The organism is Paenibacillus auburnensis, assembly GCF_927798115.1.
In the GTDB taxonomy this organism is placed as follows: domain Bacteria; phylum Bacillota; class Bacilli; order Paenibacillales; family Paenibacillaceae; genus Paenibacillus_AQ; species Paenibacillus_AQ auburnensis.
Window position 1 is genome coordinate 133,026 of the sequence record NZ_CAKMMG010000006.1, and the last position, 16,762, is coordinate 149,787.

Consider the following 16,762-nt stretch of genomic DNA (forward strand, 5'->3'; position numbering starts at 1 on the left):
TGACTGCGCCAGTTATGGCAGTAGTAGCATAACCGGAGGGGATTTGCGGGGGGAATTACACGATCAAAAAAAAGGCGGTCCCCGGTGGACGTTATTCACGTCCCGGGAACCGCCTTTTCAAGTGAGGTTAAACGTTAGTTGATAAATCCTAGTGTCTTCAGGGTTTTCTCCAGCATCGTGGCGGCTTCCGCGCGGGTAGCCGATTTCTGCGGAGCGAACGAGCCGTCCGGCTGCCCCTGAATGATGCCCTCAGCGGCAATCTCAGCTACGGCCGTCTGAGACCAGGCAGGGAGGGCTGCTGCGTCACTGAATTTCTTCAGCGCCGAGAGATCCCCATTTAATGTTTTGCCGGTGAATTTCATGGCCTTGGACAAGATCGCTGCCATCTCCTGGCGGGTGATCGGACTGCTTGGCTTGAAGCTGCCGTCAGTATAACCGGTGATCAGTCCTGCTGCAGCTGCCGTCTGCACAGCATCTGCATACCATGCACCCGCACTGACATCACTGAAGGTGGTGCCGCTGCTTGCCTTTGCCAGACCCAGCGAGCGGGTAATCAGGGCCGCGAATTCTGCCCGGGTCACCTGCTGCGAAGGCGAGAATGCTGTGGCACTGGTTCCGGTAATAATCAGCTTGGATGCGAGGAGATCAATTGCTGATTTGGCCCAGTGGCCAGTAATATCTTCGAACGTCTTAGTAGACTGGACAACGGTGTAATAGCTGTTGCTGTTGCGTTTGATCGCAACCTCGGTAGTTCCATCTGCCTTCGTGGTGAATACGGAAGGTACGAAGGAGATTTTTCCGGTTACCGGGTCAAAGGATACGGCTGTTGCCGACCCCGGATTCAAAATGGATGGAGCTGTAAGCGTCCGTTTCACATAGATGCTGCCGAAGCTGTTCAGCGGTACGCTGGCAGTTCCCGATTTCGCAGTGATGCTGAACTCAATTACCGGCGCTGCCAGGGTGCCGGAACCCGCTTGTGCAGCAATAGCCTGGTTCACACTGCTCAGTGTGGCCGTGCTGGCTGACAGAATAGAGACGGTGATCGTGAAGTCACTGCTGCCAAGCTGTGCTGCAAGTGCCGTTCCGTTCACGAGGCTGAGCGGAAGTGAATAAGAGCTTCCGTTCGTTGTAGTAAAGGTAAGCACTGTTGCCGGATTGGCCGCAGCCTGCTGGATCAGCACACTGCCTGGAAGCACAATCTGCGCTCCGCCGCCTGAGGCGGTAACCGGAATGACGAGTTCGCTGCTTCCGGTCGGCAGAGCTGCCAATTTCGCAGTCAGATCAGCTGCGGTAATTGTAGTCACTTGCGGTGTTGCTGATGCGCTGGCGGTAGGGGAAGGTGTTACGGTTATTACGCCTCCGCCAGGAGCACTGGTAGCTGATGGAGTCGGTGTAGGTGTAGCTGTTGGAGCCGGAGTGGTTCCTTTCAGGTCGGTGATCCGGCCTTGGACAGCGACGTCTACGGGATTGTGTTTTCTCAAATAGGACAACAGAACTTCAAAATCCGGAAGACCGAGCTCATAATAACGTCCGTCCGCCTTGGCTGCAGCCAGCGCCCGGTAGAAGTCGCCGCCGCCTGCCATGAAGGAGTTCGTGGACAGAATATAGTAAGCGTTCGGATCAACCGGCACATAGGAGCCGTTAGCCTGCTGAATCTCAACAGATACAATGCGTTGTCCGGCTTGTGTGACATTGCCGGTTAACGGATCGACAATTTCCGGCGTCTTCGTAGAGTCAAACGTATATTTCATGCCGGATACCTGTGCGAACCGGCCCTGGTCGGAGCTAAGGCCGCTGACGGAGTTCTCCAGTGAGGAGATGATTTCCGCACCGGTAACCTTGAGGGCAACCAGGCTGTTGCCGAAAGGCAGAGTGGTCAGCACTTCACCCATTGTGATGTCGCCCTTGTCGATGGCTGCACGGATACCGCCGCCGTTCTGGATAGCAACAACACCCTTAATCGAAGCGAGGTCACTTGCCGATACGAAGTTCGGCAGCAGCTCTTTAACTTTCTCCGAGATACTGTCGGCAATCATGTTGCCGATCGGTGTTTCTTCCTGACGTACAACCCGTACCGATTTTCCGTCGATCGTGCGGTTGACGTAAAGATCAACATTTGAGGAGCCTATGACCGCGCTGCGTACTGTAGCCAGTTCGGCATCATATGGAGCAAGCAGTGCTTTGGCAGTTGCATCTTCCCCAAAGCGGTTAACATCCAGCAGTGCACCGCTGTAACCGAGAATTTCGCCATTCTTATCAAAGGTAACATCCAGCTCACCGAGGAATTGGCTGTATTCACCGGTCTGTACGATGAGTACCTTTTTGCCGGTTCCTACATTCACAATCGGAGACGGAGGATTATCGATCTTCGTATGCGAGTGGCCGCCGACGATAATGTCGATGCCCGGAACGGCTTTGGCCAGCTCCTGGTCAACGGTGTAGCCCAGATGGGTAACGGCGATGATTTTGTTTATGCCCTGGGCTTCCAGCATCGCTACCGTATTCTTAGCACTTTCTACATGATCCTTGAAGCTGATCTTGTCTCCTGGCGAGGACAGCCCTACCGTATCCTCAGTAGTCAGGCCGAAGATCCCGATCTTCTCGCCGTATACATCTTTGATGACCGAAGGATAGATGTTTCCATCCTTTGCTGTGCTCTTGGTCTCATCAGTTTCGAGCGTTCCGGTGGTATTGTGATAGAGCTCCGCAAGCTCGCTGTTCTTCGTTGTGAAGTCAATGTTGGCGCTGGCGAATGGGAATTTGGCCGCCGTCACGAAGTTTTTCAGCACTTCCGGCTGCTCCTTATTCAAGTCAAACTCATGGTTACCGAACGTCATCGCGTCATAGCCGATGTTGTTCATGAATTTGATGTCTGCCTGTCCCTTGAACTGGGTGAAGTACAGGGTGCCGGAGAAAACGTCACCTGCATCGAGCAATACGGAGTTGCCTGTCCGTTCACTGCTGATCGCCGAGGTGCGCTTCGTTACATTTTCCAGATGGCTGTGTGTATCATTCGTATGCAGGACACGCAGGTTAAAGTCAGCTGGGGCAAAATCAATCTGTGCAACCAGCGGGTCATGGTCACTTACCCGGATATCCTCAGGGAAGGTAACGCTGCTGCCGTAATCGCCTGGATCGGCGAAATCAGCATTGAGATGCACGATATCCAGCTTGCTGCCGGATGCCAGCCTGTTGTTAACGAGAATGTGATCGAGCGTTTGTGAATTGCCCTGATATACGTAGGAATAGCGCTCGTTTAGCGGCAGGGTGTTTACGAGATTCGTAAGTGCACTGCCTTTTAACAGATTCAGAGTGTTTGAGAACTGGAAGTCATTCAAATCACCGAGCACGACGACATTGGCATCGGCGTTCTGCTTAAGCACATTTGCAACGAATCCATTGACTGCCTTGGCGATATTCGCCCGCTGGACTTCGCTGCTGAAGGCTGGCGGCTGAGTGGCGCCGAACAGATAGCTATCGCCGCCCTTGGAGTTAAAGTGGTTTGCGATGACGATGACATCATTACCCTGGAAAGTAAATTCGGCTGCCAGCGGTTTGCGCGAATCGTTAAAAGCCCCATTCAGCGGATCAATCCGTCCGGGATTTAGACTAAGGCCCGAAGCTGCGCTGTAGCTTACCGCTTGCGTTGCAGTTCCTTTGGTACCTGCTTTAAGTTCGACGCGGTTCTTATTGTAGAGGAAGCCGGAACGGATGTTGCCGCCCGGAGCACCGCCGTCTTTGTTATTCTCCGGAGCGATATCCGTATAGGCATAATCTGTGCCGCTGCTGCCGGGAAGTGCATTGATGGCGTCGATCAGCGCCTGGAAGCTCTCGCTGGCATCGGTCACGCCTGAATTGGCGGCACCGTCATTGTCCTGCACCTCTGTGAGGCCGACAATATCGGGAGTCTTCAGGTTGACCACAATATCCTTGGCTACATTGGTTATCTTTTTGTTGTCATTGAGCTTGGAGAAATTCTCAATGTTAAAAGAGGCAACCGTCAGCTTGCCTTCATCGTAGGCGAGGGTAGTGGTTTCTCTTTGCAGGGTGCTGGCGCTTACTCCAGGGAGTGTTCCTGATTCCGTGGAGATGATGAATTTACCGTAATCGTAAGACAGAATACCGGTGATATTCTCGGTGAACTTCTGCCCTGTGGTGAGAATAGGCGCGGTCTTCACAGAGAGCATCAGGCGCTGCGGATTGAAGTCGGCACCGGTCAGCACCAGGCCGCCTGCAGCGGAATAGACTTCGTTTGTATTGGCCGTGCCATTATCCGTAATGACCGGAATTTCAAACGTGCTGCTGGATGCGTAATAGACAGCCGGACCGACGGTAGTCGGCTTGTTGAGCTGCAGGCGCATGCCCTCCAGACTCTCGTAGAAGTCGATGGCATCCGTAGCCGGCTCAAATTTGGTCAGCTTGTCATCATCGATGACTGCCGTAGGAATCACTCGCCCGCCTGTACCTGCTACAATTGCAGCCGGCAGGGCATTGCCACTGCTGAGCACAGCAATTTTGGTGGCGGCGATTTCCGTTGTGGTCAATTGGCCGCTGAAGCCGTATTCCTGAACGGTTCCGTCAACGGCAACGGAGTCGCCTGCCTTGACAGCGCTGCTGCCGCCTTTTTGATAGATCATCACCGCTTCGGAGGTTTTGATATCACTATCCGCATCCGCATCGGATGATTGAATATAGAAGGTGTCTGCATCCTTTATATAGGTGACAATTCCTTTCACATTCGTAACCAGACTGTCGGCATACGGTGAAGTATGTGCGGCTCCCTGGATTTGATTAATCTTCAAATTATCGAGTACAGATACGGCTTTGTAGGTAAAAGTAGCTAGAGGGCTGTCTGTAAGCCCCGGTGAAGTGGAGTAGGCTTTAATGGTAAGGGTATTATAGCTAGCGTCAACTGCAATGGGCGCCTGATACCATACATTGGCGAGATCTGCGGTGGTACTACCGTTGGCATATACACTGTAATACACGCTTGCTGTGACCGATGAAGTACTTAAAGCAATGGTGGAACCTTTGCCTACCGTGGAACCGGAGGCCGGGGAAGCTGAAACAGGAGGGGTGGTGCTGAACATTTCTACCTTGGAAACACTCTTAATGCCGGGTACTAAAAAGTAGGCTTCTGTCTTTCCTGTGATCACAATCTGTGTGCCCAGGAGCGAAGGGTTGGTCTTCAAACCAAACTGTTTGCGGATATAATCGGGTGAAGCTGGAAGCTGGACCGGCATGATTTTGGCGGGGTCCGTCTCTGCGGGGTTGTCTGCGATGGCAAGATTAGAGTCATTGGCGAAGCTGGACGGGTTTTGGGAATATGCACCTGTACCCGTGGTATACCCGACAATATAACCTAAGACTGTAACGTTCTCGATTGCCGTCTTGGCTAAAGCGGCTTCCACCGTTATCGGCGCGTCTGCTGAAGCCTTGCCGGTGCCAGGAGAAATTCCCGGGAGGCCCCCGGTAAGAAGTAGGACTAACACCAGAAGAAGACTGAGTGTTTTCCTGCTTGGTGAAGACAATTTCATGTAAGTATACCTCCCCATAAAATATCTTTCGCACTCTATTATAATAGTAATAAAATAATAGCGAAGCAATTTTTCGTTAATATTTGTTAATTATGCATAAATTAATAGGATAATATTACGAAAATGGATAAAATTTTTGATTAAATTTGGGATGAGAACGGTTGGTTTTGAAGCTTGTGTTAATTGAGTGTTAGGGGAGTGTTAGCGGGAGGGATACCGGAGGTCATGACTATGACACGGCACGGCTAAACCGGTGCAGACAACCACAACGGCAGCGCCTAAAAATAATACAACTACAACAAAGCCGGCAGCATCCGGCGGATCATCAAAGAATAACTCAGGCTCAGGTAAAGCAAACGGTACAACAAATACAACAAAAAATTCAGTGTCATCGAAGAATAATGCCCCTGCTTCCAATTCCGCTTCTTCCAAAGCGCTGCAAACTGCGTCAGCTGCGATGAGCAAGCTGGAAAATCAAAATCAGCAGTTGGCGAAGCAATTGAACCAGGAAAAGAAAAAGGAGCAGGCAGCCACAGCGAAAGCCAAGCAAAACGATCCTGGTGATAAGGGGATTTCTACGGCTAAGCCAGCGGCTACTTCAAGCAACAGCTCGAAACCGAATAACTCGAAATCAAACAACTCCATCCTGAACACTGTTGCAAACGGGGCTAAGAAAGCGGCAGTGGGCACCTTTAATTTCTTGATTGGTGATGATCTCAAAGCAACATTTGGGAAAAATTCGACTGTGGCCGAAAGACTCATTGGAGGAGCATCCTTAACCTTATTCGTGGCGACCTTTGGTGAGGGCAAGGTTCTCACATCCGGAGTCAAAGCGCTCGTTCAGGGAGCAGATAAGCTGCTGATGAAGAACTTGGCCGAGACAGCCATCGTAAAGGAAGGCGTACAGGTAGCCAAGAGTAATGCTGTCAGCCAAAGTGCCAAGGCAATTGAAAAATCTGCAGCCAATGAAGCCAAGCAAGTTGCTGGCTCGACAACCAAGCAACTTTCGAAAAGCCGATGGCTGGAGATAATCTTAGTAGCATGCTGCGGTCTGGGGGGAAGACAGAGGGCACAGGAAATCCTGTTTTTGAGGTTTCAAAAGAAAAATATCCCAATCATACGACGATGTTAGAAAATGCACAAGAAAAGGGCCATTCTTTAGAAAATCTTGAGAGGGGGGAGGGGACACGGGCGGCACAAAAAAATCGTTATGAAGCACAGAAACAGATTAGAAAAGAACAAGGCCCTCCACCACAAGGATATGATTATGATGAGTTTCCTTATGCTTCCACCAAGCAAGGCGGTGCTGGTGCACATGTAGAGCCAGTTCTAAATAATGAAAACCAAGCAGTCGGAAGAGATTTAGGACAGTTTTATAGAATAAATGGTATTGCTAAAAATGGTAAATTTGATGTTAAAATTATAGATTGATACATTTTATCTTTCATGAGGATTATATATTAAACTCTATTAGAGTGAAAATAAGTGAGGTGCAAAATGTTAAAGAAATTATTCAATGAGTTCATAGAGTATTCAGGCGGATTAAGGACTGATTATCCAGAGAGTTTAGGAAAGGCTACAGAAAATTGGACAAAGGCATTTGATGAGCTTGCTGAAATACCAGAATTGTTCGAAGTAGTGTACAGTTCTGTGCAGGGAACGAAAAGGGACATGAAAGATCAGAGATTAATGGATTTCATTCCGGGATACCGTTTAATACACATTGAGGAGTTAGCTCAAGAGAAGAACAATCTAGATATCTTGGGTTCTTGGCCCAAAGATTCTACAGTTTTACCTCTACTAGTTAACTATTCTAGTGATTACTTTTGTTATGTGGAGAATTTTAAATGTAATTCTGGCATCTGTTTATTTATGCACGACGAGGGCGTTCTAAATTTAGTATATCGCTCGGCAGAAAAATTTCTAAATACAGTCATTGAATTGTATAAGCAACATATCTACTACTTAGATGATGATGGTTACCTTGATTATGATTTTCAAAAAGAAGGCACCATAGGCCATAGTCTGAACCCAGACGTGGATTACTGGAACAATTAAGGGGCTGTTACCTTGAGAGGCCTCAAGCATTTCAAGGCTTTTTTGGTGGAAGAATCCATTAACTATGGTGAGACACCTTATGCTTTCTTCATACATTCTCATTTATCAAAAAATGCACTTAGGTTTCATAGATTACTCTGATAGCTTCAAGTGCCTGATGTAAACATTGTCCCAGAAAACATTTATGGGGAAAGTAAAAAGTTTAAGAAACATGTTGGCAAAACAGCAAAGAGGCGTCTCCAAAGACGCCTCTCTGCCGTTTTTTATTTATTTCCCTGCGGCACTTCAAGCCGCTCCAACCCGTTCATATATTTACGCAGCGCTGCCGGAATATAAATCGACCCGTCCTCCTGCTGGTGGTTCTCCAGCAGCGGTATTAAAATCCGCGGCGTAGCCACTGCGGTGTTGTTGAGCGTATGACAATACTGCAGCCGCCCGTGCTCGTCGCGGTAGCGGATGTTCGAGCGTCGGGCCTGGAAGTCATGCAGGTTGGACGCCGAGTGGGTCTCGCCGAAGGCATCCCGGCTGGGCATCCAGGTCTCCACATCATATTGCTTATGTGTCTTCAGCGACATATCGCCGCTGCAGACCGCAACGATGCGGTAAGGCAGCTCCAGCAGCTGCAGGATATGCTCGGCGTTGCCCAGAATCTCTTGCAGCATCTGCTCCGAAGTCTCCGGGTCGTTCTTGCATAACACAACCTGCTCGATCTTCGAGAACTGGTGCACCCGGTAGAGGCCGCGTACATCGCGCCCTGCCGAGCCGACCTCCCGGCGGAAGCAGGCCGACATGCCGGCGAGTCGCATCGGTTCATCAAGCTCTACGATCTCATCGCTGTACAGCGAGACCAGCGAAACTTCCGAGGTGCCAGCCAGCCAGCGGTTCTCCCCGTTCAGCTCATAGGTCTGATCCTTGCCTCCGGGGAAAAACCCGGTCCGCTCCAGCGCTTCCGGACGGACAATCACCGGCACATCCATGGCCGTGAAGCCGCGCTCTGCGAGTACATCCAGGGCCAGCCGCTGCACGGCCAGATGCAGATAGAGGCCGGCATTCTTCAACACATAGCTGCGCGGTCCGCCGGCTTTAACTCCGCGCGGGATGTCGAGGATGCCGTGCAGCTCGCCCAGCTCCACGTGATCGCGCGGCGCGAAGCTGAATTCCGGCAGGGTTCCGGTCCGCCGCAGCTCCACGTTCTCGCTGTCGTCCCTGCCGATCGGCGTATCCGCCGATACGGGATTCGGCGCAAGCAGCTGAAGCTCCCCGCAGTGGCGGTCGGCCTCGGCCAGATCCGCTTCCAGAACTGCCAGCCGGCTGTTCAGCTTCCGGACCTGCTCCTTAGCCTGCTCTCCGGCAGCGGCTTCGCCCTGGCGCAGCAGCCGCTCTACCTCTTTGGTCAGCCCGTTGCGCTCTGCCCGGTGCTGCTCCGTTTCCCGGCGCAGCAGGCGCCGCTTGTCGTCCCACGCCAGCAGCTCATCCAGCGGGAATTCTACTCTTTTCCACACCGCCGTATTTCTCACAAGTTCTTCGTTCTCCCTAATCCAGTTCATGTCCAGCATGCCGCATTCGCTCCTTTTTGTCTTAAAAAAATACAAAAAACGCCCTCATCCATGGGACGAGGAGCGTCAGCTCGCGGTGCCACCCAGGTTGACCGAACTCCATAAAAATAGCTTAACAGCGGAATCCGATCCTCTTTGGTCTTCGCGGTAACGGGCGAAACCCGGTAAACTTAGGGAACAAAGCATTGCTCCGGTCGCAGACGCCTCACGGTTGGATGCCGGTCATTGGCCTGATTGAGATGTAGGTTTGCCGCTCATTATATCCCAGAAATCTGACATATGCAAGGGCTCCGAATCTGCCAGCAGCGTAGATCAAGTTTGACAATAATCCGTCTTTTTTGATAGGATTATTACTAATTTAAAGTAATTAAGCCTGCATTAAATGGCATATTCTATTCATAACCAGAAGCGGAAGAGGTGTAGAAGTGGCCAAAATAGTTGTAATTAACGGAACGCCATCCCTGGTATCACGGATTAACGCGGTCATCGAATATGCAGAGGGGGATCTGCGCGGGCGCGGTTTCGAGGTGGAGCGGATTAATGTTGCCGAGCTGCCAGCGGAGGATTTGATTCATACCAAGTTTGAGAGCGAAGCCATTGTCAAAGCCAATGGGCTTGTAGCTGAGGCCGACGCGGTAATCGTGGTTAGCCCGGTATATAAGGCTTCTTACACTGGTGTGCTGAAGACCTTCCTCGATCTGGTTCCGCAAAAAGGCCTCGCCGGCAAAATCGTGCTTCCGCTCTTCATGGGCGGCAGTCTCGCGCATCTGCTGGCAATTGACTACTCGCTGAAGCCGGTGCTGTCCGTACTCGGGGCGCGTCATATCCTGGGCGGCGTATATGCGGTGGACTCCCAGGCGGTGCGTAACGATCAGGGTGTTGTTGAGCTGGCCGAGGAGCTCAAGCTGCGCCTGAACAGCGTGCTGGAGGAGCTGGCGGAAGAAACCGCGCATAAATCGGCGCGGAAAGCCGGAGAGTAGCTAACTCAGTAACATAGACGCACACTAGAACAGTCAAAAGCCCCAACCTGCCGGAAATCCGGCGGGTTGGGGCTTTTTTACATTTTTACAAATCATCGAATCCGTTGTCGTCGCCGACCTTACCGTAATTGCGCGATTTGGCTTCGAAGAAGTCGGTTTTGGTCGCATTCAGCGCTTCGTCCGAGAAAGGTTTGATCCATGGCATGCAGTTGACGTCGACGCCCTGGTAGGCCTTGTCCAGCCCCATCAGGGTCAGGCGTTTATTGGCAATATATTTGATATAGTCGCTCAGCTCGTTCATGTCGATGCCGCGTACATTGGTCAGCGTGTAGTGCCCCCAGTTGGTTTCCAGCTCTACAGCGCGGTCAATCGTACGGTAGACGTAGTCCATGTTCTCTTTCGTGTTCAGCTCAGGGAAGTCGACCAGCAGCTGCTTGAACACTTCGGCAAAGAAGTAGCAGTGCTGATTCTCGTCACGCTGGATGTAGGAGATCATCTGGCTGGTCGCCATCATTTTCTGGTCACGGGCCAGATTGTAGAAGAAGGCAAACGTGCTGTAGAAGAAAATCCCTTCCAGAATGAGATCGGCCACCAATGCGCGGAAAAAAGTTTCCTTCGATGGTGCATCACGGAACTCCTGATAGATGTCGGAGATGAACTGGTTGCGCTCCAGCAGCACCGGATCATGCTTCCAATATTCAAAAATCTCCTTCTGCTCACTGTCAGAGACGATCGAAGAGAGGACGTAGGAGTAGGACTGGTTGTGTACAACCTCCTGCTGTCCGATGATCGCCGAAATCGCTTCAAGCGAAGAGTCGGTAAAATAACGCTTCACGTCACCGACGAACATCGTCTGCATCGAGTCCAGCACCGCCAGCAGCGAGATGTTGATCTTGAACACACGCTGTTCCTCAGCCTCCAGCTGCGGGAACTGCTGGGCATCCTTGGACATCGGGATCTCGTCAGCGATCCAGTGGTTAAGCAGCAGTACCTTGTACAGCTTGTACATATGCGGCATGCGGATATCGTTCCAGTTCAGAATCCCCGAGCATTCCCCGTCGATGATGCGGGTTGATTGGTTCGGTGCTTCTGTATTAAAAATCTTTTGTAATTGCATTTTGGTTCCCTCCTGTATTTGCCTGAGCTAAGTGGTCACTTTAAAAACGGCACTTTATTTGTCACTACGAGGAATGTTTGGACTTCCGGCCGCTGTTGTCTCCAGATTTTTTGATTTATACCGCTATAGTGGATAAAATCCGGAGACAGTCTATGCTTTCGATGTGAGCTTTCCTGCAGAAAGCTTTCAGGCGAACGCTAACGCTCCTACAGTTCCAAACTTCCTCTCCGTGACTCCAAGTGCCCCATGTTAAAGTTAGTTTTTAGCTCGCGCAAGATTCACACTCTTCTATGGTCAGGGCACGGCTCCGCACATAATACGTTGACTTCAGTCCGCCCTTCCAGGCGTTCAAATGCAGCTGCAGGAAATCGGTCGCCTTGATGTCCGGCGTCACGTACAGGTTGAAGCTCTGGCCCTGGTCAACGTGGCGCTGGCGGGCCGAAGCCATACGGATGGACCAGTTCTGGTCAATCAGGAACGCTGTCTTGTAGTACCAGATGGTTTTCTCGGACAGATCCGGTGCCGGGTTAGCGATCTTGTAGGTCGTCTTCTCCTCGTAGGAGAGCAGCTCATAGAGCGGATCGATGCTGGCGGTGGAGCCGGCAATGATCGATGTCGAGCCGTTCGGTGCAATCGCGAACAGCCAGGCGTTGCGCACGCCGTCCGCCGCCACTTCCTGCTGGAGCTGGCGCCACTGCTCTGCTGTCACGTACTTGCCTTCCTGTTCGCCGCTGGTATAGCCGCGTTTCGTGAAGTATTCGCCGGTCTCCCAGTCAGAGCCTGCGAACTTCGGATAGCGGCCCTTTTCACGGGCCAGCTCCATGCTGGAGCGCACAAGCAGATAGTTGATGTGCTCATACAGATGGTCGTTGTATTCGATGGCTTCCTCGGACTCCCAGCGGATGCCTTCCAGGGCCAGCAGATGGTGCAGGCCGAAGGTGCCGAGGCCGACAGCGCGGTATTGGCTGTTCGTGTACTGCGCCTGCAGCACTTCAATATTGTTAATGTCGATGACATTGTCGAGCATGCGGACCTGAATCGGCACCAGTCTTTCCAGCACACCCGCCGGAACTGCGCGGGCCAGGTGGATGGAGTTCAGGTTGCAGACTACGAAGTCGCCGGGGATTTTGGAGATGACGATCCGGGTCTGGCCGTCTTTGGTAACCAGTTCTTCCTGCTCGATCACGGTCGCCGACTGGTTCTGCATAATTTCCGTGCACAGGTTGGAAGAGAAAACCATGCCCTGATTGCGGTTTGGATTGGTGCGGTTGACGGTATCGCGGTAGAACATATACGGCGTACCGGTCTCCAGCTGCGACTTCATAATCCGCTTCATGATGTCGATGGCCGGCACCGTGATGCGGGAGAGCTCCAGATTAGCCGTGGCTTCAGCGTATTTCTCGCGGAAAGCGCCCTGGCCAAGCTCTTCGTCATAGAAATCCTCAAGGCCGAGCGCGCGGCCGTTCGCGTCTTTCCAGCCCATGACCTTCTTCACTTCATGCGGGCAGAACAGGTTCCAGTGGCCGCGTGCTTCTACGGCTTCCATGAACAGATCGGGCAGGCAGACGCCGTGGAACACGTCATGGGCGCGCATCCGCTCATCGCCGTTGTTTAGCTTCAGGTCGAGGAAGGCGAGAATATCCTTGTGGAACACGTCAAGATAGACCGCAACCGCGCCTTTGCGCGTGCCGAGCTGGTCGACGCTGACAGCGGTATTGTTCAGCTGGCGGATCCAAGGGATAACGCCGGAGCTGGTGTTTTTGTGGCCGCGGATATCGGACCCGCGGGCCCGGACTTTACCTAGGTAGACGCCGATGCCTCCGCCCATTTTGCTGAGCCGGGCTACGTCAGTGTTGGAGTCGAAAATGCCTTCCAGCGAGTCGTCCACAGTGTCGATGAAGCAGCTGGAGAGCTGCCCGGCGACTTTTTTACCGGCGTTAGACATGGTTGGCGTGGCAGCGGTCATATAAATGTTGCTCATAGCCCAGTAGGCTTCTTTTACCAGCTCAAGGCGCTTCTCTTCCGGCTCACGGTGCATCAGGAACATCGCAATAATCATGTAACGCTCCTGCGGCAGCTCCATCACGCGTCCATCAAAATCATGGGCCAGATAGCGGTCGGACAGTGTCAGCAGCCCGATATAATCGAACAGCAGGTCACGGGTGTAATCGATACATTCGCCAAGCTCGGCAATCTGCGCCTTAGTGTAGTGAGTCAGCAGCTCTTCGCGGTAGATGCCTTTTTTGACCAGATCGGTAATCAGTGGGTAGAGCTCACCGTAGGGCTCCTCCGGATAGGCTTTATAGCGGCGGTTGACGGCGGCTTTCTTATAGAGGGAAGTCAAAAGTGAACGGGCGGCGGCAAACTTCCAGTCGGGTTCTTCCTTCGTCACGAGTTCAAGGGCGCTCATCGTAAAAGCATTGCTGATTTCTTCTCCGCTGACCTCTTCACGGCGCAGCTTGGACTGCACTCCGCGTAGCAGCGTTTCTTTGCTTAACTGTTCCAGGCCGTTTAGGATACGGTCGGCATATACGGAAAGGCGCATTTCATCAAAAGCCAGCTGGCGGTTATCGGGTTTCACTACGAGTTGTGGCATAAATTAATCATCCTTTCGCATTTGAGTTTAATTTTGACTATCAAAATTTTATCTATAGGGGCGAAAAAAGCGGCCTGCAAGGCCAGTGAAAAGCGTATTACCGTCCTATGCAGGACGGCACCGCTTCAATAAAAAACACAAGAGTAGATTATAGCATGTATTGTGAAGCAATATCGCTTAATTAACAGTTACAGCACTGCTGGCTGCCAAAGCACGACTTCGCTGCCTGCCAGACTGGCCGGAATATCAATGATCCGCTGGTTGCTGCTTCCCCTGTAGGGGAGAGTAGTGTCTTTAAGCTCTTCTACAAAACGTCCGTCAATGACCACCTGGCACTGGGCCAGCAGGTTCCATTCCGGTGAGCCGGGAGCAGCAGTGAGCTCCTCGTACGTGTAGCCGGTATAAATCCAGATCGGAAAGTCCGGCAGGACGGCACGCAGCTCTTGGATAAAGCCTGAGGCCTCCTCTGCCGAGAAAAAAGGATCGCCGCCCGCCAGCGTCAGTCCATCCAGCAGCGGGTTGGCGGCCATTTCGGCGATGATCTCCCTCTGGCGCTCCAGGGTGAAAGGTTCACCGAAATTGAAATTCCAGGTCTTCGGGTTGAAGCAGCCCGGGCAGCGGTGCCGGCAGCCGCTGAGGAAGAGGACGGCCCGCATGCCTTCTCCCTCGTTAATCGATTCCGGGTAGTAGCCGCAAATATTCATAGATGCTTAATGCGGTCTCTTACTTCTGCCTGCTTGGCGGCATTGAAGCGGGTCTGATAGTCGCCAGTCAGATATCCGGTTACCCGGCGTAGCCGGCGGATATGCACGTCATGCTCATGTGCATCGCAGGAAGGGCAGTTCGTGCCGATTACGCCTTCATAGCCGCAACCGGAGCAGCGGTCAATCGGATGGTTGATGCTGAAATAGCTAATCTCTTGCTCCAGCGCGTACTTGATGATTTTGACAAAAGCCGACGGATTGCTGCGGGCATTGCCGTTCAGCTCGACGTAGGAGATGGCTCCGGCGTTGCAGTATTCATGGAAAGGAGCTTCCAGGCTGATTTTCTGCGCAGCGCCGAGCTCATGGTATACAGGGATATGGAAAGAGTTCGTATAGTATTCACGGTCAGTTACGCCCGGAATGGAGCCTAGTACCTTGCGGTCCACTTTAGTGAACTTGCCGGACAGGCCTTCAGCCGGTGTGGCGAACAGCGTAATGTTAAGATTCAGCTCGTCGCTCTTGCGGTCGCAGTATTCACGCATGTGGCGGACGATGGCCAGCGCTTTGGCGTGAACTTCCATATCTTCGCCGTGGTGCTTGCCGTACATGGCCTTCATGCACTCCGCCATACCGATGAAGCCGATGGACAGACTTCCGTGCTTGAGCAGCTCGCCTACGTTGTCGTCAGGCGCAAGCTGTTCGCCGCCCTCCCAGACGCCTTCGCGCATCATGAAGTCCGAGGCTTTGGCTTTCTGGGAAGCCTGGATGCGGAAGCGGTGCAGCAGACCTTCCAGCGCGATGTCCATATAATGATTCAGGTCATCGTAGAAGCCTTCCTCATCGGCGGTAAGACGGCGGCCGGTTACAGTCCCATGGGCGAGGCCCAGACGGACAAGGTTCAGTGTGTTGAAGGAAAGATTGCCCTTGCCGGAGCAGTGATTGCGTCCGAAGCGGTCGCTAAGCACCCGGGTGCGGCAGCCCATGGTGGCAAATTCCGTGTCCGGATCGGCCGGATCGTAATATTGCAGGTTGAGCGGCGCATCCAGATTGGCGAAGTTCGGATACAGTCTGCGGGCCGAGCATTCAGCCGCTTTAAGGAACAGCTCATAGTTCGGATCGCCCTGCTGCTGGTTGACGCCTTGCTTGCACTTGAAGATTTGAATCGGGAACACCGGTGTTTCCCCGCTGCCGAGGCCGTTCATCGTTGCAGTCAGCAGAGAACTGATGACCAACTGGCCTTCCGGAGAAGTGCAGGTGCCGTAGTTAATGCTCGTAAAAGGAATCTGCCCGCCGGAGCGGCTGGACATCGTATTTAGATTATGTATCATGCTCTCAGCGGCCTGAAGAGTTTCGCTCTCTGTTTCTTTCTGCGCAAAGCGGAAAGCCCGCGGATACTGCTCAGCCAGATCGGTGCGGCTCATAGAGATGTCGCCAAGATGCTCGCCGGCTTGTCCTTCTTCGAAATACTCCAGTCCCTTGCGGAACAGCTTAGCAAAGGATTTGGTTACATAAGGCGCAAGATCGTAGTCAATCTTATTGGCCGATACCCCGCCGTACTGGGCATTCTGTTGAGACTGAAAAATAATCGCAACTAGTGACATCGCGGTCATAATTGAGTTCGGAGGACGGACGCTGCCGTTGCCGGTGTTGAAGCCTTCACGGAGCAGGCGTTCAAACGGGATGAAGATACAGTTGGTGGTTCCGATGGCGTATTGGTCCAGATCGTGGACGTACACGACATTATCGAGCGTCGCTTGCACCAGCTGCGGCGGCATCGTGAAATTGCGGGCGTACCACTTGGAATACTCACTGCCGAATTTGCTCATTTTACCGGAGAAGCTCTCCCCGTTCAAATTGGCATTCTCGCGCAGCAGGTCGAGGTCCCGGCTCTCGATAATATCCCGTCCCAGATGTATGACTTCTTCCAAAAGAACCTCCTGTGCAGCTTGTCCACCATTGTACCGTTTCTCCAGCAGCGTCATGTATAGCTCTCTCCTCTCGGTATAGTCGCTCTAGTAATAACTTTCCTGTAATTCCCTCTATCTGAACTCAGTAAAAAGGCATCTCCCGCCTTGGAGGCGGAAAATGCCCGGATGCGTCATAAATATCCGCCAAGCGGATATTTCCAGTGGTCTGGATGTAAAAGACAAGCGGGCATAGCTTAGCCCTCTTGCCTTTTTGCAGAAGCCGATACCTGAAGGCGATAAGGGTTAT

The 16,762-nt window shown here is 52.3% G+C and carries 11 protein-coding genes; 4 read left to right on the plus strand and 7 right to left on the minus strand.

What is annotated here, in order from left to right:
* Nucleotides 1–134 precede the first annotated feature (134 nt).
* Both L6H70_RS19530 and L6H70_RS19535 read right to left on the minus strand, forming a co-directional pair.
* Nucleotides 135–5,537, minus strand: coding sequence for an S-layer homology domain-containing protein (locus tag L6H70_RS19530; RefSeq protein WP_236335720.1), 5,403 nt, complete (start codon nt 5,535–5,537; stop codon nt 135–137).
* A gap of 201 nt (nt 5,538–5,738) precedes the next feature.
* A complete protein-coding gene (locus L6H70_RS19535; protein ID WP_236335721.1) occupies nt 5,739–5,969 on the minus strand; it encodes a hypothetical protein in 231 nt (76 codons plus the stop codon).
* A 25-nt stretch (nt 5,970–5,994) separates the two neighbouring features.
* On the opposite strand from L6H70_RS19535, the gene L6H70_RS19540 reads away from it, so the two are divergent.
* The 3 genes from L6H70_RS19540 (at nt 5,995) to L6H70_RS19550 (ending at nt 7,595) form a co-directional block, all read left to right on the plus strand.
* Entirely contained in the window at nt 5,995–6,669 is a 675-nt protein-coding gene (locus L6H70_RS19540) for a hypothetical protein (RefSeq protein ID WP_236335723.1), read from the plus strand.
* Entirely contained in the window at nt 6,663–6,968 is a 306-nt protein-coding gene (locus L6H70_RS19545) for a NucA/NucB deoxyribonuclease domain-containing protein (RefSeq protein WP_236335725.1), read from the plus strand. The genes L6H70_RS19540 and L6H70_RS19545 overlap by 7 nt, the downstream gene beginning before the upstream one ends.
* A gap of 66 nt (nt 6,969–7,034) precedes the next feature.
* Nucleotides 7,035–7,595 (plus strand): hypothetical protein, encoded by a 561-nt coding sequence (locus L6H70_RS19550; RefSeq protein ID WP_236335726.1) that lies wholly within the window; start codon nt 7,035–7,037, stop codon nt 7,593–7,595.
* 263 nt (nt 7,596–7,858) lie between these two features.
* Here the strand turns inward: L6H70_RS19550 and serS are convergent, their stop codons facing one another.
* On the minus strand, nt 7,859–9,151 hold the full coding sequence (serS, locus tag L6H70_RS19555) for a serine--tRNA ligase (RefSeq protein WP_236335727.1): 1,293 nt from the start codon (nt 9,149–9,151) through the stop codon (nt 7,859–7,861).
* A 425-nt stretch (nt 9,152–9,576) separates the two neighbouring features.
* On the opposite strand from serS, the gene ssuE reads away from it, so the two are divergent.
* On the plus strand, nt 9,577–10,131 hold the full coding sequence (gene ssuE, locus L6H70_RS19560; RefSeq protein WP_236335728.1) for an NADPH-dependent FMN reductase: 555 nt from the start codon (nt 9,577–9,579) through the stop codon (nt 10,129–10,131).
* 85 nt (nt 10,132–10,216) lie between these two features.
* Here the strand turns inward: ssuE and L6H70_RS19565 are convergent, their stop codons facing one another.
* From L6H70_RS19565 to L6H70_RS19580, 4 genes are all read right to left on the minus strand, one after another.
* Complete coding sequence (locus L6H70_RS19565; protein ID WP_236335729.1) at nt 10,217–11,248, minus strand: ribonucleotide-diphosphate reductase subunit beta; 1,032 nt, start codon at nt 11,246–11,248, stop codon at nt 10,217–10,219.
* 262 nt (nt 11,249–11,510) lie between these two features.
* Nucleotides 11,511–13,844, minus strand: coding sequence for a ribonucleoside-diphosphate reductase subunit alpha (locus L6H70_RS19570; RefSeq protein ID WP_236335730.1), 2,334 nt, complete (start codon nt 13,842–13,844; stop codon nt 11,511–11,513).
* A gap of 188 nt (nt 13,845–14,032) precedes the next feature.
* Nucleotides 14,033–14,548 (minus strand): anaerobic ribonucleoside-triphosphate reductase activating protein, encoded by a 516-nt coding sequence (gene nrdG / locus L6H70_RS19575; protein WP_236335733.1) that lies wholly within the window; start codon nt 14,546–14,548, stop codon nt 14,033–14,035.
* Nucleotides 14,545–16,530, minus strand: a complete 1,986-nt coding sequence (locus L6H70_RS19580) for an anaerobic ribonucleoside triphosphate reductase (protein WP_236335735.1) — start codon at nt 16,528–16,530, stop codon at nt 14,545–14,547. Before L6H70_RS19580 ends, nrdG begins: the two co-directional genes overlap by 4 nt.
* Nucleotides 16,531–16,762: the final 232 nt, after the last annotated feature.

Bases quoted from the DNA above. Each gene is read 5' to 3' on its own strand.
- serS (WP_236335727.1), bottom strand. From the start codon at position 9,151: ATGCTGGACATGAACTGGATTAGGGAGAACGAAGAACTTGTGAGAAAT.
- L6H70_RS19570 (WP_236335730.1), bottom strand. From the start codon at position 13,844: ATGCCACAACTCGTAGTGAAACCCGATAACCGCCAGCTGGCTTTTGAT.
- L6H70_RS19565 (WP_236335729.1), bottom strand. From the start codon at position 11,248: ATGCAATTACAAAAGATTTTTAATACAGAAGCACCGAACCAATCAACC.
- nrdG (WP_236335733.1), bottom strand. From the start codon at position 14,548: ATGAATATTTGCGGCTACTACCCGGAATCGATTAACGAGGGAGAAGGC.
- L6H70_RS19580 (WP_236335735.1), bottom strand. From the start codon at position 16,530: ATGACGCTGCTGGAGAAACGGTACAATGGTGGACAAGCTGCACAGGAG.
- L6H70_RS19540 (WP_236335723.1), top strand. From the start codon at position 5,995: ATGAGCAAGCTGGAAAATCAAAATCAGCAGTTGGCGAAGCAATTGAAC.
- L6H70_RS19545 (WP_236335725.1), top strand. From the start codon at position 6,663: ATGTTAGAAAATGCACAAGAAAAGGGCCATTCTTTAGAAAATCTTGAG.
- L6H70_RS19550 (WP_236335726.1), top strand. From the start codon at position 7,035: ATGTTAAAGAAATTATTCAATGAGTTCATAGAGTATTCAGGCGGATTA.
- L6H70_RS19530 (WP_236335720.1), bottom strand. From the start codon at position 5,537: ATGAAATTGTCTTCACCAAGCAGGAAAACACTCAGTCTTCTTCTGGTG.